Raw genomic sequence first — 24,579 nt, 5'->3', positions numbered from 1 at the left:
GTGATATGCGTGTGAAAACTTATTGTATTTAGTATGAAATTTATTGAACTTTTTTTGAAGCTGTGCTATACTATTTTACACACAAAAAACTGCTTAATTCACATGGAGGACACTCATATGCCGCGTTTTTTTATAGACGAGCCAAACGGAAGCAATGCCGTGATCACCGGGCAGGACGCCGTTCATATAGGCAGGAGCCTGCGCATGAAAACGGGAGACGAGCTTATTCTTTGCAGCAGCGGGACGGAATATGTTTCAAAAATATCGAAAATTTCCGAAAGCTCAGTAAACTGCGAGATAATGTATTCGCGTCCCTCTGCCTCGGAGCCGGACATACAGCTCCATCTGTTTCAGGCTCTCCCTAAAGCTGACAAAATGGATCTTATCGTCCAGAAGGCCGTAGAGCTCGGAGTCTGTGAAATTCATCCGATTCTTACCGAAAGGTGCGTTTCACGTCCGGATTCAAAAAGCGCGGAGAAAAAACGTCTGCGCTGGCAGAAGATCGCGCTTGAAGCGGCAAAGCAATGCGGACGCGGTATAATCCCTCAGGTTTCGGAAATAATATCGTTTGACGAATGTATCCGTGCTCTCGGCGGTCTGGATATTTCGCTTTTATGCTATGAAAAAGGCGGCGTTCCGCTGAAAGAAGCAGTCTTTTCCTCATGCGGAAGCGCGGGCGTAGTCACGGGAAGCGAGGGCGGCTTCGGGCCCAGCGAGGTTCTGAAAGCGGAGAACTCCGGAGTTAAAATCATATCCCTCGGCAGACGGATATTAAGATGTGAAACGGCTCCAATTGCCGCCGTCAGTATTATAATGTCGCTTACAGACAATATGTAAAGGCTGAGGAAATATAATTGTTAAATATGCACAAAAAACGCAACTTATTTTTTTATTTTTTGAAAAATACTTGATTATCGGCAAAGTATGTGGTATAATACATATAACCTGATACGATAAGTTTGCGCTGCTTTTATACATCTGCGGTTTCGTATCGGAAAGAATTTAAAGGAGTGTTTGAACATGGGTAATGGATTGAAAATATTTGCTGCTCTCGGAGCTGTCGCTGCCGGTGCTGCTGCAATTTTTGCATTAAAAAAGCGCAAGGAGCTTCAGGATTACGATTACGAAGAGCTTGACGACGATTTTGACGACTGCTGCTGCGACTGCGACGAATGTGCGGCTGAGGAAGCTACTGACGACAGCGAAGCTGCTGACGATACTGCCGCGCCCGAGGTAACGGACGATACGGAAGCCGACCTTGACAACATCGAAGATGCGGTTGAAGAAGTTGACAAATAATCATTTCTGATTTTCATACTATCTTTACCACGGAAAGGACTGCATAAAAGCAGTCTTTTCTGTTTTTACGCCGACGCTATGACATACTTGGCGCAATTTTAAAAAACGCTCTGCTGCACTTACTGTATTTCAAAAAGGCGCTCATACATAAAAAATCCGCGAACCTGCCTGATCGTCCGGCTCTTTTCGCGGATTTTTTCTTTTATAATATTCTATTCTTTTGAGCGGGTCAGCCACGCTATTTACAAACAGATGCCTACCTAGGCTCCGACCATACTCCGTAAATCCTGGTGCCGTCTACCAGACTGTAGGACCTTACGCTTACAAGATAGGTTTTTCTTACGGTAAAGGCTTCTAAGCTTATCTGTATCGGAGATTTCAGCTCATCTCCGTCTGCCAGGGAAATAAAGTCGTTGGGCTTGCAAAGCACGCTGTATCCGCCGTCCGAACTTCTTTTGCTTATAAGCGACGACGGCTTTTCTGTTCTTGGCTGTACCTTCAGCGAAGCCTGATTCATAGGGACGATATTAAATTCCCTGGTCACCTCTCCGCAGTAATCTCCCTGCGCGACGATCTTCACCTGAGCGGTTCCGATGTTTACATTGTTGAAATATTCCACCGTATAATCAACGTCAGGTACAAGCGTTACTCCGGCAGCCTTGACCGTTATATCCTGCGTTCTCGCTTTTCCGGTATAAGCCATTTCAGGCTGAATCTCAATATACGCGTTTTCAACAGCGGTCTTTGTTTTTACGGCAAAATCCTCTACAGCCTTTCCCGGCTGCTTGTTTTCGCCCTCCATTACATAGGGCACGACCTTATAGAAATACAGTGTTTTGGAATTAAGACCGTCCTCCGAAAACTTTATGTCCGTCTGATCGGAAACAAGCTCATATTCTCCGTCCGCGCCGCGTTTGCGGTATATTTCATAGCCGGCGGCTTCGCTCTGATAATCCCAGGAAAGAACCGCCGTTTTTTCCGTTATTTCAGATGAAACAAAACCGGAGGGAGCGCTGAGAGTGCAATAGGAGCCTTCTCCGATCGCAATATTCTTTTTGTTGCTGCTGAACGTGTTGCCGCTGACAGACGCCTTGCTTTCTCCCGTCAGGCAAATGCCTCTTGCGCACTGAGCCGTGGAATTGCCGGTGCAGCCTATGTTTTCAACCGTTTTATCGGCAAAGCATATTCCCGACGCTCCGGCAAACTCCACCGAATTTCCGTCAACCGATATATCCTTACATGAGTTCTTAACGATAATTCCGCAGGCGGACGGTTTTTTCACCGTATTGCCCGAAATTTCGGATTCGGAAACAGAGTCGGTAAGACAAATCGCCGAACCTCCAGCATTGCTGACCGTATTGTCCTTAACCGTAAAATTCTTTCCGCCTCTTATTTTTATTCCGTCCCCGGCGCTTGCTGAAATGTGGTTAGAGGAAACAGTGATACTTTTGCTCCTTTTAATATCAATAAGCTCCGCGCCTTCAACGCAGCCGCTCTTGCTGCCGCTGATACTATTGTCTGAAATAACGCAGTCAACGGTATCGTCAAGTATGATCGCCTGAGCAGCCGAGCTTATTTTATTTTCACTTATCTTAACTCCCCGTACCCTGTAATTATGCTCCGGCAGCTTCGTCCCCTTTACGCTTTTGCCGTAAATTCTGATACCGTACGGCCGGGAGACATCGGAAGTGCCGCGGGTCTTGATGGTGTTGCCTTTTATCACAGTCTGAGCGTCGTCGTCAATATTGCTTTTTCCGGCTTCATAGCCGCCGTTTACCGGCTTGAAATAGTCAGACGATCCGTCCTCGCTCATGTACATAAAATCTATTCCCATGCCAACCTTTGACATTACGTTGTCCTTAATGGTACAGTTTTTATGGTTGTACATTATAATGCAGACGTCCTGTATATTCTTGAACGTATTATTTTTTATAACAGTATTTGTATAATATTTCCCCAGCACCGCCGAATGGGAACCGATTCCTCTGCACAGATCTGTAAATGTACAATTTTTTATAACCACATTATTGGTCGCGGTATCGTCAAAGGGCTCATATTCAACAAACAGTTCGGCATTATTCATTACGTCAAGCTGAATAGCCTCTTTTTGCAGGCTTCCGGTATATCCGCTGAAGGAACAGCCGTCTATTGTAAGACCTTCAATGCCGCCAAGCTCAAGATGATGTCCGTTTTTGTTGTTGCACACCTTCGTATTCTTAAAAACAATGTTTCTCGCATGACCTATCCTTACATTAGAAAAATATTCCATGCTGTTATATTCAGCGGTATTGCCGTCCCATGTTCCGCCCTCAATGATAATATTGCGGTCTGCGTCATAGCCCCCGCCGCCGAACTGCTTGGTGTTTTTCAGCATACAGCCGCCGCCGAAGCATTTTTTTATAACTGCTCCGTCCTCAAGATACAGCCATGTATTGCTGTAGATTCTGAGAGTTTTTGATATTCTGTATTCCCCCGCCGGAACAAATACCTTAACCTGAAGCTTGTCAGAGGCGTTGTCCCTCGCGTAATCAAGGGCTTTCTGTATTGCCTTCGCGGAGTCCTTCTCACCGCTTCCGTCCGCGCCCTCGTCGGATACGTTTATCTGTTCGCAGCCGTCAGAATATTCCGGAAGCTTCGCTCCGGAGATCTTAACGGCTCCTTTTATTTTTGAAACATCATAAGCGGCGCCAGACAGCGAAAAAAGCTGCATCATCAGCGCCGCAGTTATCATGTAAATAATTAACTTTGCCTTTTTGCCTTTCATTGCGTGAATTATCCTCCGATTGAACGTTTTGCGTTTCTCTTTCTGCGCCTGTTTAAAAAGTCTGAACAGCGCTCTTCGGTTATATTGTCTGTATTGCAGCAATCTCGTAAAGCGCCGCGTCAATTCTAACGGTATGTTTCTCAGACAGCTGCAGCCTTTTTTAATTATAAACCATCTTAATTTATGTGTCAAGAATAACACAAAGCCAAAGAAGTAATAAAATAATTTTTGTGCAGTCTGACAAAAAACCTATATACTTTTATGCATTTTAACAAAATCAGGCTTGCCGCCTATGCATAGACAAACCGTTATTTTTCATAGGATATAAAAACCGATACACGCGCCGTAAATACGGTAAACGCTTAAATATAAGCTTTTAAGGCAATACCCCGCATTGCTTGTATGCAAATTTTGCCTTGCAGAATATCAGGGAAAGGAGTATGCCTTCTTTCGGGGGCATAAAAACGGTCATGCTACAAATTATAATACAGTTTCTCAGCAGTCATTTTCTGTTCTTTGCTCTGCATTTCGACGGCAGGAATACTTTCCCGAAACCGCTGTCGGCAAAAGAGGAACGGGAATGCTTTGAGAGAATGTCGCAAGGCGACAAAGCGGCAAAGGATAAGCTAATAGAGCATAATCTCAGACTGGTGGCGCACATTATAAAAAAATACTACTCCGCTTCAAAAGATCAGGAGGATCTTATCTCAATAGGCACTATAGGTCTTATAAAGGCGGTTTCAACGTTTGACTACACAAAGGGCTGCCGTTTTGCCACCTACGCTTCCAGATGTGTTGAAAACGAGATCCTCATGCATTTCCGTTCTCTCAAGAAATCCGTAGGCGAGCTTCACTTTGACGAGCCTATCGAAACGGATAAAAACGGAAACCAGCTTACTCTTATAGACATCATCTCAGACGGCAGCAGCGTTTGTGACAGTATAGAACTTATTTTGTCCTCCGAAAGGCTTTATAAACTTGTTGACAAATATCTTGACAAAAGAGAATCGGAAATCATAATCATGAGATACGGCCTTTACAACAAACGTCCGCTTACCCAGCGCGAGGTGGCGCAGAAGCTTAACATTTCCCGCTCCTATGTTTCAAGGATAGAGAAAAAAGCGCTTCAAACCTTAAAAGCACATATGAACTGACTACGGCAGGGCAACACGCCGCCGCGCCGTAACAAAACAAGCGGTCTGCGCCGGACCGCCTGAGATATAACCTATCTGTTTCTTATTTTATTAATATCAATTCCGAATTGCTCAAATATCGCCTTTGCATAGCTGTTTCCCGACGGAAGTCCGTGCTCCGCCCTGTACATACGCTTCTGGGTCGCCTCGTCGGTATGCATAACAAGGCTGGCGGTTTTAGATCTTACGCCCGGTTCGCAGTTAAACTGTCCGCACATATACGCTAGATCGGTAAGATGAGTAGCAAAGAAACCTCGGGCGCCGATAAATGTAAATATCTTTATAAGCTCCACGGCAATATCGACGCATTCCTTCGGCGTTGTGCTTTGCACCGACTCGTTCATAAGCAGCATACTGTTTTCGGTTATAGTGTCGCTTATAGTCTTGAACTCCTTTATTTCCGTTGTAAAGCGGCTGGCATTTATTCCGATCTGCTCCTCCCTGGGAAAATGAGTATATATAAAATCCACAGGAGATATGCGGCAGCTTTCCGCCGGAACATACAGCCCCGCCTGAGCAAGCAGCTGACAAAGCCCCGCCGCCCTGATAAAGGTAGTTTTTCCTCCGTTGTTTGCTCCGGTCAGAATAAAAAAGCGCTCGCTGTCATTCATTGAAATATCGTTTCTTACAATAAGCTCGTCTCCGCAGACGTCGCGGTTTCTGACGATCGCCGATTTAAAAAGGCATAAATCGAAAACGCCTTTTATTTCAGCCTCCCGCCGCTCGGCAGGCAGAAGCTCGGGGCGGCACATCTTCAGACCCTTATGCTCCGCAAGCTGTATAAGCTTTATTGCCCCGTCGTAAAAATCCAGCTGCTCCTCAAGTCCGGCAAGATCGTCGAAGCTTACCAGCCTGTAGCTTTTAAGCGCCTGTGCAAGCCTCTCCTTAAAATCGTCGGTAATTTTTTCAAGCCCCTTGAAAAGCTTCCGATCGATCTCGTTTACCGCCCTGTCACCGTCGCCGGAACGATTGGACATATATTTGCGGAACAGACTGCCCTGCACCTGATTTTCATTCTTCTTGGCGTTCATGTAAAGCAGCTTTTCAAAAACGGACGGCTTTTGAATATATTCCGTATCCGAATATCCTACTATGCCCGCGCTGACAGGAACCATACGCTCGTTAAAATTAATGGCTACCGTCACGCTTCTTATCCTTGAACCCAGCGCTTCCTTGAGTCCGTTTACAATATCTCTGACCTGTATAAAATCACTGCTTGAATATATAGCCTCAAAATATTCAAACAGCCCCCTAAGCGCCCGCGACCTGATGTTATCATGCTTTTTCTCATAAAACTCATGCATACTTTCAACGCAGCTTATATAGCACAAAAAGCCGTCCAGCTGAGTCTGAAATGTATCAAAGGAATCTGGCTCGGTAAATTTCCGCATATTGCTTCTGTCGTTGTCCAGCATATCCCGTATGATTTTGTAAAGGACAGGCATAAGTCTGGGGTCGGCAATAAAATCGTCGATCGCGTCAAGCCTGTAATTTATTATCTCAGGGTCGGTATTAAGCTCAGTAAGTATCTGCACCGTCCTGAACTGGTTTGACTGGCATATAAACGAAGCTACCTGCTGGATCTCAAGGTTTTCAATATAATCCTGCGGAAGCCGTTCAAGCGCCAGCCGCCTTGCCTTTACCTGCTCCCTTTTTTCCTGGGAAGGATACAGCAGATCAACCGGCGACTTTCTGTTTTCCGGATTTTTCATAGCAAGCTCCTTTCTGTCCGAAATTTCCGTCAATACTATTATATATCAGACCCGTCAGGCTTTCAAGCGTAAAAACAACCAAAAAGCCGCCTGCATATTTGTATACAAAAATCAGTCTGCAAGGTGCGGCATACATAAAAGTATAGCCTGAGAGAACAGTTTTCTCTCAGGCTATCTAATGACTTCACAAGCAGGTACAGTTTGATTCACCTTTCGCCGTTACGCTCTGAAAACCTTATGGAATACCTTTTTGCCCTTTTTGATGATCACAGGCTCGGAAATATCCACCATTCCCTTAGGGTCGGTAAATTTAGCGTCGTTTACGGAAATTCCGTTCTGGGTAACAAGACGCCTTGCCTCGCTGTTTGACGGAGCAAGTCCGGTCTTTACCAGCAGATTCAGAATTCCTATTTTTCCGTCCTCAAGCTCATCGGCGGCGATTCCGGTAGACGGCATATCAGCGCTGTCCCCTCCGGCTCCGAACAGAGCCTTTGCCGCTTCAAGAGCCTTGTCTGCCTCTTTCTCGCCGTGAACAAGCTTGGTAAGCTCATAGGCAAGCAGCTCCTTAGCCTTATTGTATTGCGCTCCCTCCATGGTTTTTTCCATTTCCTCGATTTCTTCTACGGGCACAAAGGTAAGCATTTTCAGGCACTTGATAACGTCGGCGTCGGCAACGTTTCTCCAATACTGGAAGAACTCATAGGGCGAGGTCTTTTCAGGGTCGAGCCATACCGCTCCCTTTTCGGTCTTGCCCATCTTCTTGCCCTCTGAGTTAAGCAGAAGCGTTATAGTCATAGCGTACGCGTCCTTGCCCAGCTTCTTTCGGATAAGCTCGGTGCCTCCCAGCATATTTGCCCACTGATCGTCGCCGCCGAACTGCATATTGCAGCCGTAATCCTGAAACAGCTTGTAGAAATCGTAGGACTGCATTATCATGTAGTTAAATTCCAGGAAAGTAAGTCCTCTTTCCATTCTTTGCTTATAGCACTCAAAGGTAAGCATTTTATTTACCGAAAAGCAGGCTCCCACCTCTCTTAAAACGTCGACATATTTAAGATCAAGCAGCCAGTCGGCATTGTTGACAACCAGAGCCTTTCCGTCGGAAAAGTCGATAAAACGGCTCATCTGCTTTTTAAAGCACTCTACGTTGTGCTGTATGGTTTCAGGCGTAAGCATTTTTCTCATATCGGTCTTTCCGGAGGGATCTCCTATCATTCCCGTTCCGCCGCCAAGCAAGGCTATAGGCTTGTTTCCCGCCATCTGCAAACGCTTCATCAGGCAGAGCGCCATAAAGTGTCCGACGTGAAGCGAATCCGCGGTGGGATCAAATCCGATATAGAAGGTCGCCTTTCCTGCGTTGATAAGCTCCTTGATTTCCTCCTCGTCGGTTAGCTGAGCGAGAAGTCCTCTTCTTTTCAGTTCTTCAAAAAGCGTCATTTTTTATTCCTCCAAATTTTTATTATTTATTAAAATCGTTCCTTATAAAAGGTTCGCATTTTTCCTCAGATAAAAGCAGCTTGTATTTTTCAGGACGGCGGTAAGCGTTGCCGTGAACCTCCTGCTTTCTGTATTCTCTTATATCGTCCAGAGGAAAGCGTGCAAGATAAATACCTTCTTCCTCTCCCGCTTCAACTATAAGAGTATCTCTGGAGCCGCTTTCGTCCGGGCGGTAGGCTATTCCGTCGAAGGTGGTGGAATGTCCGTTGCAGTCGGGCTGACCGTACGGATAATTGCAGGTCGCTATCCCGACCATGTTTTCATATGCTCTTGCGCGAAGCTGTGAAAGACGGTTTATCTCCATCGGACAAGCATTGGGTACAAGGATTATCTCCGCGCCTTTGAGCATAAGAATCCTTGCGCTTTCTGGAAATTCCCTGTCGTAGCAGATCATCGCTCCGATCCTGACCTTTCCGCTTATCGTATCAAGGTCCGCGGTATAAAAATCATCTCCGTGACAAAGAGCGCTTTCATCTCCGAAATCACAGGTGTGGACTTTTGAATACCTAAGTATCGAATTTCCGAAACGGTCGAAAACCTCCGCCGTGTTTCTTGGCTTAGGCTCATGCCTTTCCAGATAAGTTACCGCTATCGCCATACCGAGCTTCTCCGCCGCCTCTGCAAAAGAGCGAACAAAACCGCTGTCAGGCTCGACTGCAAATTCGTTTGAAAACTTATTAAAATCATAGCCTATGCTCCACATTTCAGGAAATAAAGCCAGATCCGCTCCCATTTCCTTGGCTTTTCGGCAGGCGTTCAAGCCTTTTTTCATGTTGCCCTCAATACTTCCCTCCGGCAGCAGCTGGAGCAAAGCGACTGTGAAATAATTTTTACTGCTCATAGGTTTGATCCTCCTGACTTTAAAGTCATCTTCTTTTCAGTTCTCCAAAAAAAGTTTTTTATTATTTCTCCCTATTATTTATTGCTGCTTCCGATTTGATTTTGATTTTTCGAGATCATAAAGTATACCGATATATTTATTTTTAAACGCCCCGACCGCCCCATAATCCTTTACAGGACTATAAAAAGCTCAGCTGCCTATCCCCGTAGCCGCGCTGATAATCCGCGATTATCTCGTTCATTCTGTACAAAATTCCGTACTGCTCGCATTTTTCCGCAAATACCGTCCAAAGTCTTTTTGCGCTCGGCGATACGCATTCATAGCTGCCGCCGTAGTACCGACGGTATTTATCGGACATTCCGGGGAAAATCGCGTCAAGCTTCTTAAAGTAATAATCTCTTTGGTTCTGACGCAGCGTCATCCCGAACGCCGGATATATATACCTTACTCCGCATTCATGAGCCTTACGGACAATTTCGGTTATATTTTCTTCAGTATCCTCAATAAACGGCAGCACAGGCATAAGGGTTATCCCCGTTTTCAAGCCTGCTTCGGACATTTTCTCAAGAGCATTGAATCTCTCGCTTGAAGCGCTGACATTAGGTTCGATCAGCCTTGAAAGCTTGTCGTCGCAGGTTGTGACGGTCATTTTGCAAAGCACAGGCGAATGCTCCGCGATCTGTCTGTACAGATCAATGTCCCTGACTATAAGGCCGGACTTTGTAATTACCGTAACCCCGAAATTATAGGCGTCAATAAGCATTAAAGCTTTCTCGGTAAGCCTCTCGCTCTTTTCAAAGGGATTATACGGATCGCTCATGGCGCCTGTTGCTATCACGCCTGTTTTAACCTTCTGCCTAAGCTCGTCCCTGAGAATTTCAATGCAGTTTTCCTTTGCCCTCACCGTATCAAAATCGTCGATACGGTAGCAGTCGCTGCGGCTGTCGCAGTAAATGCACCCGTGGCAGCAGCCCTTATAAAGGTTCATATTATAATCGTTTCCGAACCAGCCGGAGGATCTGTTCTTCTGCAGAATAGTCTTTGCGGGTATCGTAAGCATGGATTCACTTCTTTTCAAAATCATACGTCCGCCTGAACATCATTTTAAGCATTTTAAAAGCAGGTTAGTAATGACATTTTTCAAAACCGGACTTACGTTTGACTAATCTCTAAACAATACAAAACAGCTTCATATCGCTCCCATAATACAAAAGCCCTCCGACAAGCCTAAGCTTATCAGAGGGCGAATCTATCGCGGTACCACCTCGGTTTATCGGGATATTCCCGACCTTAACGGCTAAGCATAGCTGCAAAGCCCTGCGCTTTAACGGACGCTTCCGTACTTCCCTTTGCGAAGCCCTGCTCCGCTTTCTGAGGAAATCTGCTCCAAGATGTATTCACGAATCAAACCGCCGTATCCTCGCACCCTCCGGATACTCTCTGAAGCCGCTCTGAAACGCTACTTGTTCCTATCGCCGCATTTTCTTATTAAAGCTAATATAGCACAGTTGAGCCGTTTTGTCAACAGCCTGATACAATAAAAATGTCATTATTTTTCTCCGCTGTTTTTCTGTTGAATAAGCAGATCTCTTATTTCGGTAAGAAGCTTTATATCGTCAGGAACCTCGGCAGGCTTTTCTTCCTTTGGCGGCTCCGGCTTTTTATGAAAATTCCTTATCGTATTCACAACCTTAACAAAGATAAACACGCACAGCGCCGTCAGCAGAAACGTTATAACTGCCGTTAAAAAACCGCCTAAATTTATGTACGGCTCATTTCCCCACGGAATGTGAAAGCCAAGGGATTTAAAATTAACTCCCAAAAGGATAGTTCCTATAACAGGCATCAGAATATCGTCGACCAGAGAATTGATTATCGAGGTAAAAGCGCCGCCGACAATAACGCCGACCGCCATATCAAGAACGCTGCCCTTTGAAATAAATTCCTTAAATTCACCGATAAATCTTGAAATAACCCCAGACTTTTTTTCATTACCCATGATTAACATTCCCTTCAGCTATTTTTTTATGTATATTATATCACCGATTACGCTAAAATGCAACAAATTTCTAAGTAAATATTGCTTTCGCAATATCGGAATATTTTATTCAGCAAAGGGAAATATAAATTCACCGATGTTTTTCGGCAAATTATTTTTTAAGGAGTGTTTTATAATGTCTAATCACAATCCGTCTAACGCAAACGAAAAGAGCAGACAGAACAAACAGAATCCTAATTTCCAGCCTTTCCAGAATCAGAAGGGACAGAATAAGCAGAAAAATAATCAGTTCAGCAATTGTCAGGACCAGAATAATCAGAACAACGGCTAACGTTTTTCTGCTGAGCGCCGCAGGCTGATCCTGCGGTACATATATACAATATTTTTATTAACAAATTGTAAAAACGCGAACTATACTCTTGCATTTTAAAGCCTTATCTGATATAATATAAAAGCTGTATAGAACAGCATATAAAATTAATTGTTTGGGACAGATTGTGGGATATAGCCAAGAGGTAAGGCAACGGACTTTGACTCCGTCATTCCGATGGTTCGAATCCATCTATCCCAACCAAAAATGTATTTGTCCCGACATTGGGGTATCGCCAAGTGGTAAGGCACCGGATTCTGATTCCGGCATTCCAAAGGTTCGAATCCTTTTACCCCAGCCAAGTTGAAAGCTACATTTTTAGTGTAAATTGCACAAAAATGTAGCTTTTTGTTATGCAAAACCACAATAGAATAGAAATAAAAACGAGAGTTCAAATCTGATATGCACCCCAAAAGTTAGACACTTTTGGAAGTGCATATTTTTATGGCAAAAAGGGTCAAAAACAGAAAAAGTATAGTGCAGAATTTAAAATCTGTGTTATAATGGATATGCGAGAACACCGATTGTCGTATTGTGAAACAGTTAGAAAATACGAATTAGACAGCACAAAAAGCGGTGCTGCAATTGAACCAATGTCAATAAAGTGGACAAGAAAAATCAGAAAAAATTGAATTCAGCTTGAATAGGAGTCAAGCCGTTATTATGAGAATGAGGTCTTACCGAATTGTAAAAACCGTTAATGTACTGAAAAAGAGCGAGGTTTAAATCCTCAAGAGAAGAATAAGTCTTACGGTTAACCTCTTCCTTTTTCAAGTATTTGAAAAAGCATTCCATAACAGCATTATCATAAGGATGCCCCTTTGCCGAAAAGGACTGAATCATGTTCAGATTGTCCAGATGTCTGCGAAATTCAGAGGATGTGAATTGGCTCCCTCTGTCCGTGTGGAATATTATACCTATGGATTTGCCTCTTGCGGCAACAGCCGAATTAACGGTATCTATCGCAAGTTTAGTATCAATTTTATTTGATAATTTGTATGCAATCACCTTCCTTGAAAACAGATCGAGAATTACGCATAAATAATAAAATCTTCCTGCTGCTCTTATGTACGTAAAGTCGCATACCCACGCCTTGTTCGGAGCAGATTGATTGAAATTTTGAGACAAAATATTTTTGCATTCTCCATTGGAAACCGATTTTGATTTGTGCTTAAATGGCTTAACAGTGCTCATTTTAGGCAGGTTCATACTCTTCATCAGACGGTACGCTCTGCCGGCGCTGATGTTTATGCGATAATCACGCTGAAGACAAATTTTCATTTTTTCAGCGCCAAAACGCTTTTTAGTTCTTGTATAAAGCTCAAGAATACATTTGCGTATATGGCGGTTTTCCTTTTCGCGGTTGCTTTCACGGTGATTTATGTATTTGTAGTAAGTACTTCGATTTACACCGAGAACACGGCAAAGTGTTGTGATTTTGTGTTCACAGGAAAGCAGCTTAACAGCTTTTAATCTTTGTCTGAGTGAGGCGTGAATATCGCAATGGCTTTTTTTAATATCAGATTTTCCTCCTCAAGCTGTGCGTTTCGTTTCTGCAGCTCCTTGATTTGCTTGGAGGTAAGAATAGTGTTATCGTCCATTTTGACCTCTGAATACTTCTTTATCCAGTTGGCTAAGGCGCTGTGCGATATTCCGTATTCCTGACTTATCTGAGAATAGGTTTTCCCTGATTGATATAAATTTACGATTGTTTGCTTGAATTCCTCTGTGTACTTCGGTTTGCTTTTTCCTGACATTTTTTATTCCTCCTACTTGTCTTTTATTTTGATGTTTTTATTATATCTTACTTGTCCACTTTTTTAGTATATATCCAGTAAACTGTCTTTCAGGACAGTAGGAACGATAAAGTATGGATTATTGTAGAAATAAAATAGGAGATTGATCGTGATGAAATCATTAGATGAAATAAAAAAATTTATTTATGAAGCAGGAACAAAAATCAAGAAATTTTTCTTTTTCTATTGACAAACCCTTCTGTTTTTGTTATACTGATATAAATCGCATATTATCGGATTAGGGAGGAAAATACAATGACAATGAGCGGACTTGAAATTGCAGCAGGCGTGCTTCTTATTCTGGCAAGTCTGGTGATTATTTTGGTGGTTCTGGTTCAGGAAAGCAAGGAGCAGGGCCTTACCTCTGCAATCGGCGGCGGTTCTAACGAATCTTTTTACGGAAGAAATTCCGGCAGAACCCGTGACGCAAAGCTTTCAAGGTTTACCAAAATAGCGGCAATCGTATTTTTTGTCGTAACTCTTGCAGTAAACATTATTTCGTCTATTCAGAAATAATAACAGCTGAAAATTCGCCCTGCTTACGCGGGGCTTTTATTTTTAATCTCAGGCGTTCATAGCGGAGGAATGTAATCATGTATTCAGTCAAGGATTCCAAGGACATAATCCATATGTTTTCATGGTGCAGGGATTCTATGATAATAAGCTATTCGGAGGGAATAATAGGCAAAGGATACTGCGATGATCTAGGCGATCTCACATGGGCCGCGGTTTTTACGGGGGACTTTTGCTTTCTGGCAGGAAAACCTCAGCAAAGCAAAGAGCTTGCCGGGCTGATAAACGGCGGCGGAAAAGAGCTGATAATAATTCCGCAAACCGCCGGCTGGCTTGAACCTCTTGTACAATGCGGCTGCAAAATCAGACCTGCCGAACGTTACCATACAAAGCTTCCCGCCAAAGGCTTCAATTTAGAAAAGCTTGAAAAGCTTACGTCTGAAATCCGTAAAATCAAAGGAGCAAGCCTTGTAAAGATCGGAGAAAAAGAATATAATGAACTCAGAGAATGCTTGTGGGAAAATTCGTTTGTAAGTAATTTTAAGGATTACGGCGACTATAGCCGCCACGGCTTTGGGTATATTATTTTTATAGACGGAGAGATCGCGTCCGGCGCGTCAACATTTGGCTATTACAGCAAAGGCGTTGAGCTTCAGATCGCAACAAATCCGAAATACAGACGAATGGGGCTTGCCGCGATTTGTGCGGCGCAGTTTATAATTGAATGTGTTCGCAGAGACATTCGTCCTCACTGGGACGCGGCTAATAAAATATCAGTAAAAATTGCCGAAAAAATCGGATTCGAATATGACGGCGGATACCATGCTTTCTGCGCCGGCAGTCCGTCTAGTCATAAATTAGCATCAGCAGAAAATAAAAAGACGAAAGGCGAAATCAATGGCTAAGAAAAAAGAAAAGAAAACTAAAATTGATTACCGCAGACTTATACTTGCAAAGCTTAAGAAATCAGGAAAGAAGCCGGTAAGCTTCAAGGCGCTCCTTAAAAACTGCCGTATGCGCGGCTTTGATTTTGACGATTTTGTAAAGGCGGTGGATAAGCTCAAAGCCAAGGGAGAGATCATTGAATCGCGTATGGGCTTTACTCTGATCGACAAAAAATCCTTGGTTAAATGCGCGGTTTCACGGCTTAATAAAACCTACGGCTTTGTGAGAAATACGGAAACGGATCAGGAGATATTTATTACAGGCAAGTTTCTCAAAGGCGCAATGCCCGGGGATATAGTGTTGGTGCGCGTCTTTGAGGGAAAGGGCGAATCCCCTGAGGGAGAGGTACAGAAAATACTTGAAGAAAACTTCTCGCGGTTTACGGGAGAAGTGGTAGACGAATTCGGAACACTTAAAATAGTACCCGACACGCTCTCAAGATATGCTATGGATTTTGAAAATCCCAACGGTCTTGAGCTGCATGAGCACGATAAGGTCATGGCTGAAATAACGGCAAGAGGGCACAGGCATTCCGAGCATAAGTGCGCTGTAGTTTCCAGCTTCGGAAGCTCGCTGAAAGCCTCGGTTTGCGCGCTTTCCGTACTTGAACTGAACGGCATAACCCCCGTTTTTCCTCCGGAGGTCATATACGAAGCAAAAACCGTTGCAGACTTCCGCAGAATATCTGAGGAATCGGCAAACCGACTTGATTTAAGGGATATTCCCATATTCACAATCGACGGCGCGGATACAAAGGATATTGACGACGCGGTTTCCGTCAAAAAGCTTTCAGACGGAAGCTATGAGCTTGGAGTTCATATTGCCGACGTTTCCCATTATGTGCTTCCCAAATCGGCTCTGGATAACGAGGCTTTTAAAAGAGGCACCAGCGTTTATTATGCCAACAGGGTAATACCAATGCTGCCGCAGGAGCTTTCCAACGGCATATGCTCCCTTAATCCGCAGGAGGACAGGCTGGCGTTTTCCTGCATTGCTCATCTTGACGATTCGGGGAATATAAAAGATTATAAATTTGCCAAAAGCGTTATCCGCTCCAGAGTCAAAGGCGTATATTCTGAAATAAACGAGCTGCTGGAGGGCTATAACTCCAGATCTCTGTGTGAAAAATACGCCGAGGTTCTTGATACTCTGCCGATAATGCGGGAGCTTGCCGATAAGCTTAACCGCAAAAAGCTGAACAGGGGCGCGCCGCAGCTGGAAACTCCGGAAGGAAAGCTTATAATAGACGAAAACGACATCTGCGTCGGAGTTGAGGCGAGAAAACGCGGAATAAGCGAAGAAATGATCGAGGATTTCATGCTTACCGCCAACGAATGCGCCGCAAGATTCGGGCTTGAAAACCAGCTTCCCTTTGTATACCGCGTTCACGAGCCGCCTTCCGAGGAAAAACTGGAGGGACTGAAGGAAGGACTTACCAAGCTCGGAATAACCTTCAATTTCAACGGTCGGCCGACTCCCGCGGATATGTCCTCTATTCTTGAAAAAGTAAAGGGATCTGATATTTCCATGATCATAAACAATCTTATCCTTAGATCGATGTCAAAGGCTAAATACTCTACCGAGCCTGTAGGTCATTTCGGACTGGTGCTGGACGACTACGCCCATTTCACCTCACCCATACGTCGTTATCCCGATCTCGCTATACACCGTATAATGAGCGATTTCCTCAGCGGAACTTCCAAACAGCAGTGCGCTAAGAAATACAGCAAGTTTTCATATGCTTCCGCCGACCAGTCCACTCAGACGGAACTTACCGCAATGAACGTTGAACGCAGCTGTGAGGACTGCTACAAGGCGGAATATATGAAAGCTCATATAGGAGAGGAATTTGACGCGATAATAGTTTCGGCTGCGGATTTCGGATTGTTCGCCGCCCTGCCCGATACCTGCGAGGGTCTTGTTTCCGTTCATGCCTTGCCGGAGGGCGAGTATTACTACGACGGAACGATGAGCCTTAAAAATCTCAATACCGGAGAATCGTGGAGAGTCGGTGACAAGATAAGGGTCAAGGTGGAAAACGCCGATGTAAACAGCGGAAAAATTGATTTTGTCCCCGCATAATCCTATAGAACTTATTGTACGCTTCCTTTGCGCTGTAACCTTTCGCCAAAAAAAGAAAAAATTTTTCCAAAAAAGCACTTGACAAGCTGTCAATTTTGCATTATAATATTAAATAATTAGGGAATTAAGGAGAATTATTAATGCTGAATACTGAAAAGACCATGGAAAAAATCGTTGCGCTGTGCAAAAACAGAGGATTTGTTTATTCGGGCAGCGAAATTTACGGAGGTCTTGCAAATACATGGGATTACGGTCCTCTCGGCGTAGAGCTGAAAAATAACATCAAAAAGGCTTGGTGGAAAAGATTTGTTCAGGAAACTCCGTATAACGTAGGTCTTGATTCGGCTATTCTTATGAACCCCGAAACGTGGATCGCTTCCGGTCATCTGGGAGGGTTTTCTGACCCGCTAATGGACTGCAAGGCCTGTAAAACACGTCACAGAGCCGATAACCTTATAGAAGATTTCGACGGTACCAACGTTGCCGGCTGGACAAATCAGCAGATGATGGACTATATCCGCGAAAAGGGTATTGTTTGTCCCGAATGCGGAAAAAGCGATTTCACCGATATAAGACAGTTCAATCTTATGTTCAAGACGTTTCAGGGAGTAACCGAGGATTCAAAATCCGAGCTTTATCTCCGTCCCGAAACTGCTCAGGGCATATTCGTAAACTTTGCTAATATACAGAGGACTTCAAGAAAAAAGGTGCCTTTCGGCGTAGGTCAGATAGGTAAATCCTTCAGAAACGAAATAACGCCGGGAAACTTTATTTTCCGCGTAAGAGAATTTGAGCAGATGGAGCTTGAGTTTTTCTGCAAGCCCGGCACCGACCTTGAATGGTTCGGCTACTGGAGAAGCTACTGCAAGGATTTTCTGCTTGATCTGGGAATCAAGGAAGAAAATCTTAGGCTCAGGGATCATGATCCTGAGGAGCTCAGCTTTTATTCCAAGGCAACCACTGATTTTGAATACCTCTTCCCGTTTGGCTGGGGCGAGCTGTGGGGAATTGCCGACAGAACAGATTATGATCTTACACAGCACCAGAATCACAGCGGAAAAAGTTTGGAGTATTTTGATCCTGAGGATAATTCAAAATATATTCCTTATGTTATTGAGCCCTCACTGGGCGTTGAAAGGCTGTTCCTTTCAATAGTTACAGAGGCTTATGACGAAGAAGTTATAGACGCGGAAAAGAACGATACAAGAACGGTAATGCATCTGCATCCTGCTCTTGCGCCTGTAAAGGTCTGCGTGCTTCCGCTGGTTAAAAAGCTTAAGGATCCTGCAATTGAGCTTTACGGCAGACTTGCTAAAAAATTTGCTGTCGAATACGATGAATCAGGCGCTATAGGCAAAAGATACCGCAGACAGGACGAAATAGGCACTCCGATTTGTATAACCTATGATTTTGATTCCCTGGAAGACGGCTGCGTAACGGTTCGCGACCGCGATACTATGGCTCAGGAGAGGATCAAAATTGACGAGCTTGAGGCATATATTGCAAAGAAGCTTGAATTTTAAACGAAGTTAAAAGATGTTTATCTTTTAATATAGTGGCATATTGCGAAAGCGATATTTGGAAAGGCTTAAAAAGCTTTCTGATGGTAATGTTCGGGGATTTTAAAGACAGTCGTTTTAACGGCTGTCTTTTGTTTTTTATAAAGGGCGTTATTTATGCGCTTTACGGAAGGAGCAAACAGAGCTTTCTGACGTATTGCCTTCCGACTGAAATAAAACTGGCAAATAGCACCTGCAGCATATCCAAACCAAAAATCTAAGAATAAAATGACAAATATCGCAGATAATATAAACACAAATCCAAAAAAACTGCACAAATCACAATGGTACAAATGGAGGTTAAAATAATGAAAGCAACAGGAATAGTGCGCCGGATTGACGATCTCGGACGCGTTGTAATTCCAAAGGAAATAAGAAGAACTATGCGTATTCGCGAGGGCGACCCGTTACAGACAACGTTGAAAACAGAACTTGATTACTGTATGATGATGCTTGAGATTGCGAATAGGCTGTACATAAAATAAAAATCCCGCCGCAGACTGAAAATTAACGGTCTGCGGCGGGTTTGCTGTTGGCTGTAATTATATTATATTTCTAAAAATACATATCCTCAGTACGCTGAATCACTCCGTCATATCCCGTATTTTCCCGGCAAGATACAACGGAATATTAACAAAGCTGTCGTTGATCTCATAACCCAGCTTTGAAAACCGCACAGCTTTTTCAGGCTTGTATTCTTTCAGATAATTCTTAAAGCTTGCGGAAGTTACGCTTTCCCCTGCCTTTACTTCAATCGGAACAATGCTCGTTCCGTCCTGGACAATAAAATCAATCTCGCTTGCAGGGGTGGGCGCAAAGTATTTCGGCTCGGTGTCGTAAAGCGATTTTATCTGCTGTAACACAAAATTTTCCGTTAGCGCGCCCTTAAACTGATAGTCGGACTTCAGCAAAATCGCTTCGTTGCTGATACCTGCCATGTGCTTAAGCAGTCCCACATCAAACATAAACAGCTTGAAATGATTGAGCTGTTTATAAGCATTAAGCGGATGCTCGGGCTTGCTGACATTGTAAATACGCAGAACCATTCCTGCCGAAACAAGCCATTCGATAGCCTCCTCGAATTCCCTCGCCCTTGCGCCCTCTTTTATACAGCCGTAAATAAATTTTTCATTATCTTTGGCAAGCTGAGTAACAATACTTCGGAAAACCATAAGAATACGCCCGCTGTTCACCTTGCCGTTATGCTTGGAAAAGTCGTTTTCATATAGCTCGATAAGCTCCCGTTGGATTCTGCTGACCTCGGCAGGGTCCTTATGCTTTATCCACGACTGCACACATTCAGGCATACCGCCTATTATTAAATAATAGTTATATTCGTCAAGCAGTTTGTTGTGGAATATCTCTTCAATATGCTGCCTTTTTTTTATACCGCAGTAGTAATTGTAAAGTCCCTCGTCATTGGCGGCGAGAAATTCGTCAAAGGTCATAGGGCTGATATTAAGCAGATTCACTTTGCCTACGGGGTATGACTTCGGCTGAGCAAGCAGCGTCCCAAGCAGACTTCCGGCAGAAATAATGTGATACTCATTTGCCTTTTCACAAAAGTATTTCAGGCAGTTTAATGCCGCCGAGCACTCCTGCACCTCGTCAAAAATAATCAGGTGCTTTTCGGGCATGATTTTTCTGCCCTTGATAAGTCCCAGCAATTCAATGATCCTGTAGGGATTTTTATTCGTTTCAAAAATAGATTTCAGTTCGTCCTCTTCGTCAAAGTTGAAATAAAAAGTGTCATCATAATAAAGTCTGCCGAACTCCTCCATCAGCCAAGTCTTACCCACCTGTCTTGCGCCTTTAAGCACAAGCGGCTTACGTTCAGCGCTGTTTTTCCACATCAAAAGCTGTTCTATCGCATTGCGTTTCACATTATCACTCTCCTTGTCGATATTATTATACCACTTTTAACAAGGTTATGCAATAAGATTTTACACGTTTTTTTAAAGTTTTATGGGGTTGGATTACACATATTTATAAAACACTTTTGATATTTTAACTGGCTGCGCTTAATTATGAGAATATTTCCGATTATGGCTGCAACCTGCATTTCTGCATATAAAATAGGCGAACCAAAGCCGTATTTTGATATGTGCATAATTGATGAAGCAAGTCAGTGTAATACTGCAATGTCGCTTGTACCGATTATCCGAGCGGAGAATCTTATGCTTGTAGGAGACCCTCAACAGCTTAATCCTGTTATTCTACTTGACAAGGCTGATAACGATGTTCTTAGAAAAAAGTACGGAGTTTCAAATAAATATGACTAAATAAAAAACTCTATTTACAAAACATTTCTAGCCTGTGATTCTGTCAGTGATGAAATCTTGCTCAGCTATCATTATCGCTGCGGAAAGAAAATTATAGATTTTAATAATCGTAAATACAGAAACAGAGGAAGCGTTTCTCACAAGTTTAGATCATGCTCTCGGCAACGTTATGGGCGGAGGAAAATGCACAATCAAGAAAGAAGTTGCAATTTCTCAGGTTTTTCGAAACAATATCACCCACAGTCATCTGTTTTATTCGGGAGGATTTGATTTTGTGATTTATGAAAAGGCTGAAGACAGAAAGGAATTTCCTATCTTAGCAATAGAACTAGACGGTAAAGAACATTTTGAGGACGAAATTGTAAAGAAGCGTGATAATCAAAAAAATGAAATTTGCCGTCAGCAAGGATTTGAACTAATACGTGTGGAAAATTCATATGCTAGACGCTATAATTATATTAAGAATATTTTGATTGATTTTTTCAGCAAGAATAAAATATAAACTATTCGGAAAAATACTGATTCAATAAAGGGTCAGTCCGCAGATAATGTAATTTCCGTTGACCTTAAATCTTTTCTTCCTCAATTCTTATTTCGCTTATCCTTCCCTTATCCATTTCATGTACCGTATCGCAGAGTACGGAAATATCTTCTGCTGAGTGTGAGCAGATAAGAATAGTTTTCCCCTGTTTCTTGTATGACAGCAGATATTCTCTCATTTCCATTACTCCGTCTTTATCAAGTCCGTTGAACGGCTCGTCCAGTATCAGAATTTTCGGATTTTCCATAATCGCTTGAGCAAGACCTAATCTCTGACGCATACCAAGGCTGTATTTGCGTACATGACGTTTCAGATCCGGATCAAGACCAACCTGCTCCATACTGTTTCTTATTTCATCTTTTCCTATTCTGTTATTTAGCCCCGCCAGCAGCTTCAGATTCTTATAGCCGCTGTAATACGGAATAAATCCGGGCGTTTCTATAATTATACCCATATTCTCCGGAAAATCAACGTCTCTGCCTACCCGCTTGCCGTTTACCGTAATTTCTCCGCTTGTCGGTCTGATAAATCCGCATATGCATTTCATAAGCATTGTTTTCCCCGAACCGTTTCTTCCTATCAGTCCGTGAATTTTACCTGCCTCAAAAGTTACGTTTATATCTTTAAGTATCTGAGTTTTCCCTAAAATCAGATTTATATCTCTCACATTAATAATATTCATTTGCCGCACCTAACCGTTCTCATCTGTTATATGAAACGAGCAACGCTTGCCTATTTCAAATACATTAATAATTAAAACTGTACATACGATTGCAAAATATATATATGAGTATAAAATGCTTTTTATAGTTTTATCGTACATTCCGTCATAATGCCAGCCGAACGCTGAATTTGCAATCGGAAACAGCCATTTGGCTCTTACGTCAACCGCCCACAATACCAAACCTGTTACGATAAAACTCAGGTTTACAAATATTCCGAATACTTTCTTCCTAAGCAAGGTAAAAACCATAAGAATCAGTCCGACTGTAAGCATAAACATAAGCATTAGCGCTACCGCATGAAAAAAAGCAGTGTACGGACGTGACTGATTAATTACGGAATCGTCTATAACAGCAAAAGTGAATTCGTTTCTAATCGTTACGTTTTCAGGTTTAATTGCATTCTTTGAAACAAGACTCCATGCGTTGATCAAAAAACTCCTGTTAAATACCGTTAACATTGAAGATAAGCCTAAAAACGCTGTGAACGTAACTGAAGAACATATCAGAAACCATATCTGTCCTAATATCCAGGCAGTTCTTCCTGTTCTGAAAAGTATAAAGGTTCCCGAATTATCTAACTTGGGATGATCAGAAATAAGGATTAAATAAGTCAGCGCGACCAACGGTACAAAATATCCGTTATTCATAAGTGAAATAAACGGTTCTATTGCATTTAGCGGAGTTAAAAAAAAATCCGAAATCCGTATAAGAGGATCAATAAAATACGTATAAAAGAACATATATGCAAAAGCAAAAATCAATAATCTTGAACTAAGGAGCCATCTTACATATGTAGTTTTCAAAACAACATAGCTTTTTTTAAGAACTGCCGTCATTGCTTCAGCCTCCTTTTCATAACATAATAATACAAAACAAAAAAGACTGCAATAACAAACAGGAAGTATATGTACGCAAAAGCTAAGGAAAGCCCTGTATAATCTGAAAACCAATTTTCAACCGAAGAAAATCTTGCGCTGTTATCAAGAAAATAGAATTTAGCGTCTTCCATTTTACCGCTGTACATATAGGGTTTAGCAACCTGTGCAAAAAAGAAATAGGTAAGCACGGGAATTCCAAGAGAAACATATTTGCTCATTGTGACAGATGAAACAGCTAGACAAAATAATCCGCCTATTTGTGCAATAAGCCCCGAGGTTAAAATTCTGCCGAAAATAAACAACAGCACGCTGTCCGAGCCGAATATTCTGTTAAAACCGTAATAATTGAGCCAATCCGCAGTATAAACGCTATCGGCATATTCATTCGGAAACGGAAAAATACTGAAACATACGACTGCAAAGATAAGATAGCATATAGATATTAAAGAAACCGAAATTATTATGCTACATATAAATTTTGAACATATATATTTTCTGAAACCGGTTCTCTCCGCAATATGACGCCAATAGTTTGAATTATATTCGTCACAGAATACAGGAACACATGAAAATGCAGCTAAAAACGGTATAAAGATTCCGATCCATTGGTTTGCAAACCCCTGTGAAAAAATACTTATACAGCTATAAGAAGAATACTCCAGCCATAAGCTTTTATCCGTCTTAAAAATAAACTCGGCTATTGAATAGCTCGGAGTAGACGTATCCAAAAGAACGCAGCCCGTAGAAAAAATCAATATGATAAATACTATAATTGACAGCAAAAAGTTTATACTGAAAAAGCTTTTTCTTAAATCTGACCTTATTGCATTGATCATAGTACCTCCTAATAGCGTATAAGAAATCAGTATATATAGAGTTCTCCTGTTAAAGCGTCCACAAGATAAAGACAATTCTGATTTACTGTCGTGCTGTCATATCCCGTTATATCCGGATAGCAGCCGGACATTGTAAAAGCCCAGAACGGTCTTAATTGTATATCTGCATTATTAAGCATATTTTCTGTATCGACATTCGGTTCTTCGCCTTCGGCAGGAGAAGTATAGTCAGGGCAGTCGTTGCCGATATAGTAATACTCCAACTCAGCTGTTTCAAATGAATAAGCAGATTTATCCGCCATACTTGAAGATATTATGTTTATAGCAGACGTAAGAGATATTAACTGTTCGCCGTTATCAATAATTTCTCCTGTATACGGCGTGTTACATTTTATAAAGGAATTGATCTGTTCTTTTTCGTTAAATGTAAGCTGTATCTGTGAGGAATATAAGTATGGAATTCCTTCCGCTATCCAGTTATCGCTGCTATTATCATAATAAATTTCGTCATTGGCATAATAGTAATGGTTGTCATACAGATTCCCGTTTTTATCAATTCTCTGATATTCAATTACATACCCAAAACTGTCATCAAGCTTTTTCACTGTGAAGTCTGTCATTGTTGCTCGCCACGCAAAATCCGAAAACCGCAAAAATACGAAAAAACACGAATTTAATATAAAGGACCCAACAAAACCGCGCAAATACGGCGGTTTGAATGTGCAAAAATCTGATGTGTTTTGCGGT

22 protein-coding genes, 2 tRNA genes, 1 pseudogene and 1 other annotated feature are annotated in these 24,579 nt (G+C 42.6%); of the genes and pseudogenes, 13 read left to right on the top strand and 12 right to left on the bottom strand.

Annotation, left to right across the window (positions count from 1 at the left end; genetic code table 11):
* Positions 1-117: 117 nt before the first annotated feature.
* Together EIH25_RS00115 and EIH25_RS12510 are read left to right on the top strand one after the other, a co-directional pair.
* Positions 118-837 (top strand): 16S rRNA (uracil(1498)-N(3))-methyltransferase, encoded by a 720-nt coding sequence (locus tag EIH25_RS00115; protein ID WP_124097917.1) that lies wholly within the window; start codon positions 118-120, stop codon positions 835-837.
* Positions 838-1,020: 183 nt separating this feature from the next.
* The gene (locus tag EIH25_RS12510) at positions 1,021-1,299 is read left to right on the top strand and encodes a hypothetical protein (RefSeq protein WP_206425668.1); all 279 of its coding nucleotides are present in this window, start codon (positions 1,021-1,023) and stop codon (positions 1,297-1,299) included.
* 256 nt (positions 1,300-1,555) lie between these two features.
* Here EIH25_RS12510 and EIH25_RS00105 read toward each other — a convergent pair whose 3' ends face one another.
* Positions 1,556-4,063 carry a right-handed parallel beta-helix repeat-containing protein gene (locus EIH25_RS00105; protein ID WP_124097916.1) on the bottom strand — a complete coding sequence of 836 codons (2,508 nt, stop codon included), beginning with the start codon at positions 4,061-4,063 and terminating at the stop codon, positions 1,556-1,558.
* A 470-nt stretch (positions 4,064-4,533) separates the two neighbouring features.
* On the opposite strand from EIH25_RS00105, the gene sigK reads away from it, so the two are divergent.
* Entirely contained in the window at positions 4,534-5,217 is a 684-nt protein-coding gene (sigK, locus tag EIH25_RS00100; RefSeq protein ID WP_124097915.1) for an RNA polymerase sporulation sigma factor SigK, read from the top strand.
* 71 nt (positions 5,218-5,288) lie between these two features.
* On the opposite strand, the gene EIH25_RS00095 is transcribed toward sigK, so the two are convergent.
* The 5 genes from EIH25_RS00095 to mscL all read right to left on the bottom strand — a co-directional run bounded on the left by EIH25_RS00095 (position 5,289) and on the right by mscL (position 11,305).
* Positions 5,289-6,968 (bottom strand): DNA mismatch repair protein MutS, encoded by a 1,680-nt coding sequence (locus EIH25_RS00095; RefSeq protein ID WP_124097914.1) that lies wholly within the window; start codon positions 6,966-6,968, stop codon positions 5,289-5,291.
* A 219-nt stretch (positions 6,969-7,187) separates the two neighbouring features.
* On the bottom strand, positions 7,188-8,405 hold the full coding sequence (tyrS, locus tag EIH25_RS00090; RefSeq protein ID WP_124097913.1) for a tyrosine--tRNA ligase: 1,218 nt from the start codon (positions 8,403-8,405) through the stop codon (positions 7,188-7,190).
* 22 nt (positions 8,406-8,427) lie between these two features.
* Positions 8,428-9,306 carry a carbon-nitrogen hydrolase family protein gene (locus tag EIH25_RS00085; RefSeq protein WP_124097912.1) on the bottom strand — a complete coding sequence of 293 codons (879 nt, stop codon included), beginning with the start codon at positions 9,304-9,306 and terminating at the stop codon, positions 8,428-8,430.
* 178 nt (positions 9,307-9,484) lie between these two features.
* Positions 9,485-10,366, bottom strand: coding sequence for a radical SAM protein (locus EIH25_RS00080; protein WP_124099588.1), 882 nt, complete (start codon positions 10,364-10,366; stop codon positions 9,485-9,487).
* Between the two features lie 176 nt (positions 10,367-10,542).
* Positions 10,543-10,791 (bottom strand) — a binding site (T-box leader).
* 64 nt (positions 10,792-10,855) lie between these two features.
* On the bottom strand, positions 10,856-11,305 hold the full coding sequence (gene mscL / locus EIH25_RS00075; RefSeq protein WP_206425667.1) for a large conductance mechanosensitive channel protein MscL: 450 nt from the start codon (positions 11,303-11,305) through the stop codon (positions 10,856-10,858).
* A 175-nt stretch (positions 11,306-11,480) separates the two neighbouring features.
* Here mscL and EIH25_RS00070 point away from each other — a divergent pair, with 175 nt between their 5' ends.
* The 3 genes from EIH25_RS00070 (at position 11,481) to EIH25_RS00060 (ending at position 11,976) form a co-directional block, all read left to right on the top strand.
* A complete protein-coding gene (locus EIH25_RS00070; protein WP_206425666.1) occupies positions 11,481-11,636 on the top strand; it encodes a hypothetical protein in 156 nt (51 codons plus the stop codon).
* 167 nt (positions 11,637-11,803) lie between these two features.
* Positions 11,804-11,879: transfer RNA gene (locus tag EIH25_RS00065), tRNA-Gln, on the top strand.
* 21 nt (positions 11,880-11,900) lie between these two features.
* A tRNA-Gln gene (locus EIH25_RS00060) sits at positions 11,901-11,976 on the top strand.
* A gap of 317 nt (positions 11,977-12,293) precedes the next feature.
* On the opposite strand, the gene EIH25_RS00055 is transcribed toward EIH25_RS00060, so the two are convergent.
* Positions 12,294-13,432, bottom strand: a protein-coding gene (locus EIH25_RS00055) for an IS3 family transposase (protein WP_124097911.1) whose coding sequence is annotated in 2 segments (ribosomal slippage) — positions 12,294-13,180 and positions 13,180-13,432 — 1,140 coding nt in all. Because the reading frame shifts where the segments join, the coding sequence is not laid out codon by codon here.
* A 294-nt stretch (positions 13,433-13,726) separates the two neighbouring features.
* Here EIH25_RS00055 and secG point away from each other — a divergent pair.
* The 5 genes and pseudogenes from secG to EIH25_RS12570 form a co-directional block, all read left to right on the top strand.
* On the top strand, positions 13,727-13,987 hold the full coding sequence (gene secG, locus EIH25_RS00050) for a preprotein translocase subunit SecG (RefSeq protein ID WP_243113047.1): 261 nt from the start codon (positions 13,727-13,729) through the stop codon (positions 13,985-13,987).
* Between the two features lie 77 nt (positions 13,988-14,064).
* Positions 14,065-14,889 (top strand): GNAT family N-acetyltransferase, encoded by an 825-nt coding sequence (locus EIH25_RS00045; protein WP_124097910.1) that lies wholly within the window; start codon positions 14,065-14,067, stop codon positions 14,887-14,889.
* Positions 14,882-17,011, top strand: a complete 2,130-nt coding sequence (gene rnr, locus EIH25_RS00040; RefSeq protein ID WP_124097909.1) for a ribonuclease R — start codon at positions 14,882-14,884, stop codon at positions 17,009-17,011. Before EIH25_RS00045 ends, rnr begins: the two co-directional genes overlap by 8 nt.
* 140 nt (positions 17,012-17,151) lie before the next feature.
* Complete coding sequence (locus EIH25_RS00035; RefSeq protein WP_124097908.1) at positions 17,152-18,534, top strand: glycine--tRNA ligase; 1,383 nt, start codon at positions 17,152-17,154, stop codon at positions 18,532-18,534.
* 344 nt (positions 18,535-18,878) lie between these two features.
* Positions 18,879-18,983, top strand: a pseudogene (locus EIH25_RS12570) (AbrB/MazE/SpoVT family DNA-binding domain-containing protein); the annotation flags it as partial.
* 171 nt (positions 18,984-19,154) lie between these two features.
* Here the strand turns inward: EIH25_RS12570 and EIH25_RS00025 are convergent.
* Entirely contained in the window at positions 19,155-20,453 is a 1,299-nt protein-coding gene (locus tag EIH25_RS00025; RefSeq protein WP_124097906.1) for an ATP-binding protein, read from the bottom strand.
* A 144-nt stretch (positions 20,454-20,597) separates the two neighbouring features.
* On the opposite strand from EIH25_RS00025, the gene EIH25_RS12565 reads away from it, so the two are divergent.
* On the top strand, positions 20,598-20,852 hold the full coding sequence (locus EIH25_RS12565) for an AAA domain-containing protein (RefSeq protein WP_243113046.1): 255 nt from the start codon (positions 20,598-20,600) through the stop codon (positions 20,850-20,852).
* A gap of 97 nt (positions 20,853-20,949) precedes the next feature.
* Positions 20,950-21,354, top strand: a complete 405-nt coding sequence (locus EIH25_RS12560) for a DUF2726 domain-containing protein (protein ID WP_347561937.1) — start codon at positions 20,950-20,952, stop codon at positions 21,352-21,354.
* Between the two features lie 64 nt (positions 21,355-21,418).
* Here EIH25_RS12560 and EIH25_RS00015 read toward each other — a convergent pair whose 3' ends face one another.
* From EIH25_RS00015 to EIH25_RS00005, 4 genes are read right to left on the bottom strand one after another with little or no spacing between them, the layout of a single operon-like run.
* Complete coding sequence (locus tag EIH25_RS00015; RefSeq protein ID WP_124097905.1) at positions 21,419-22,075, bottom strand: ATP-binding cassette domain-containing protein; 657 nt, start codon at positions 22,073-22,075, stop codon at positions 21,419-21,421.
* Positions 22,076-22,084: 9 nt separating this feature from the next.
* Positions 22,085-22,954 (bottom strand): hypothetical protein, encoded by an 870-nt coding sequence (locus tag EIH25_RS00010; protein WP_124097904.1) that lies wholly within the window; start codon positions 22,952-22,954, stop codon positions 22,085-22,087.
* Positions 22,951-23,832, bottom strand: a complete 882-nt coding sequence (locus EIH25_RS12330) for a hypothetical protein (RefSeq protein WP_164489108.1) — start codon at positions 23,830-23,832, stop codon at positions 22,951-22,953. Before EIH25_RS12330 ends, EIH25_RS00010 begins: the two co-directional genes overlap by 4 nt.
* 26 nt (positions 23,833-23,858) lie before the next feature.
* A complete protein-coding gene (locus EIH25_RS00005; protein WP_124097903.1) occupies positions 23,859-24,452 on the bottom strand; it encodes a hypothetical protein in 594 nt (197 codons plus the stop codon).
* Positions 24,453-24,579: the final 127 nt, after the last annotated feature.

Origin of the sequence: Ruminococcus sp. Marseille-P6503, assembly GCF_900604945.1 — a bacterium.
Lineage (GTDB): Bacteria > Bacillota > Clostridia > Oscillospirales > Ruminococcaceae > FB2012.
Note: the sequence above shows the minus strand (reverse complement) of the source record. Positions and strands in the feature narration are given on the sequence as shown.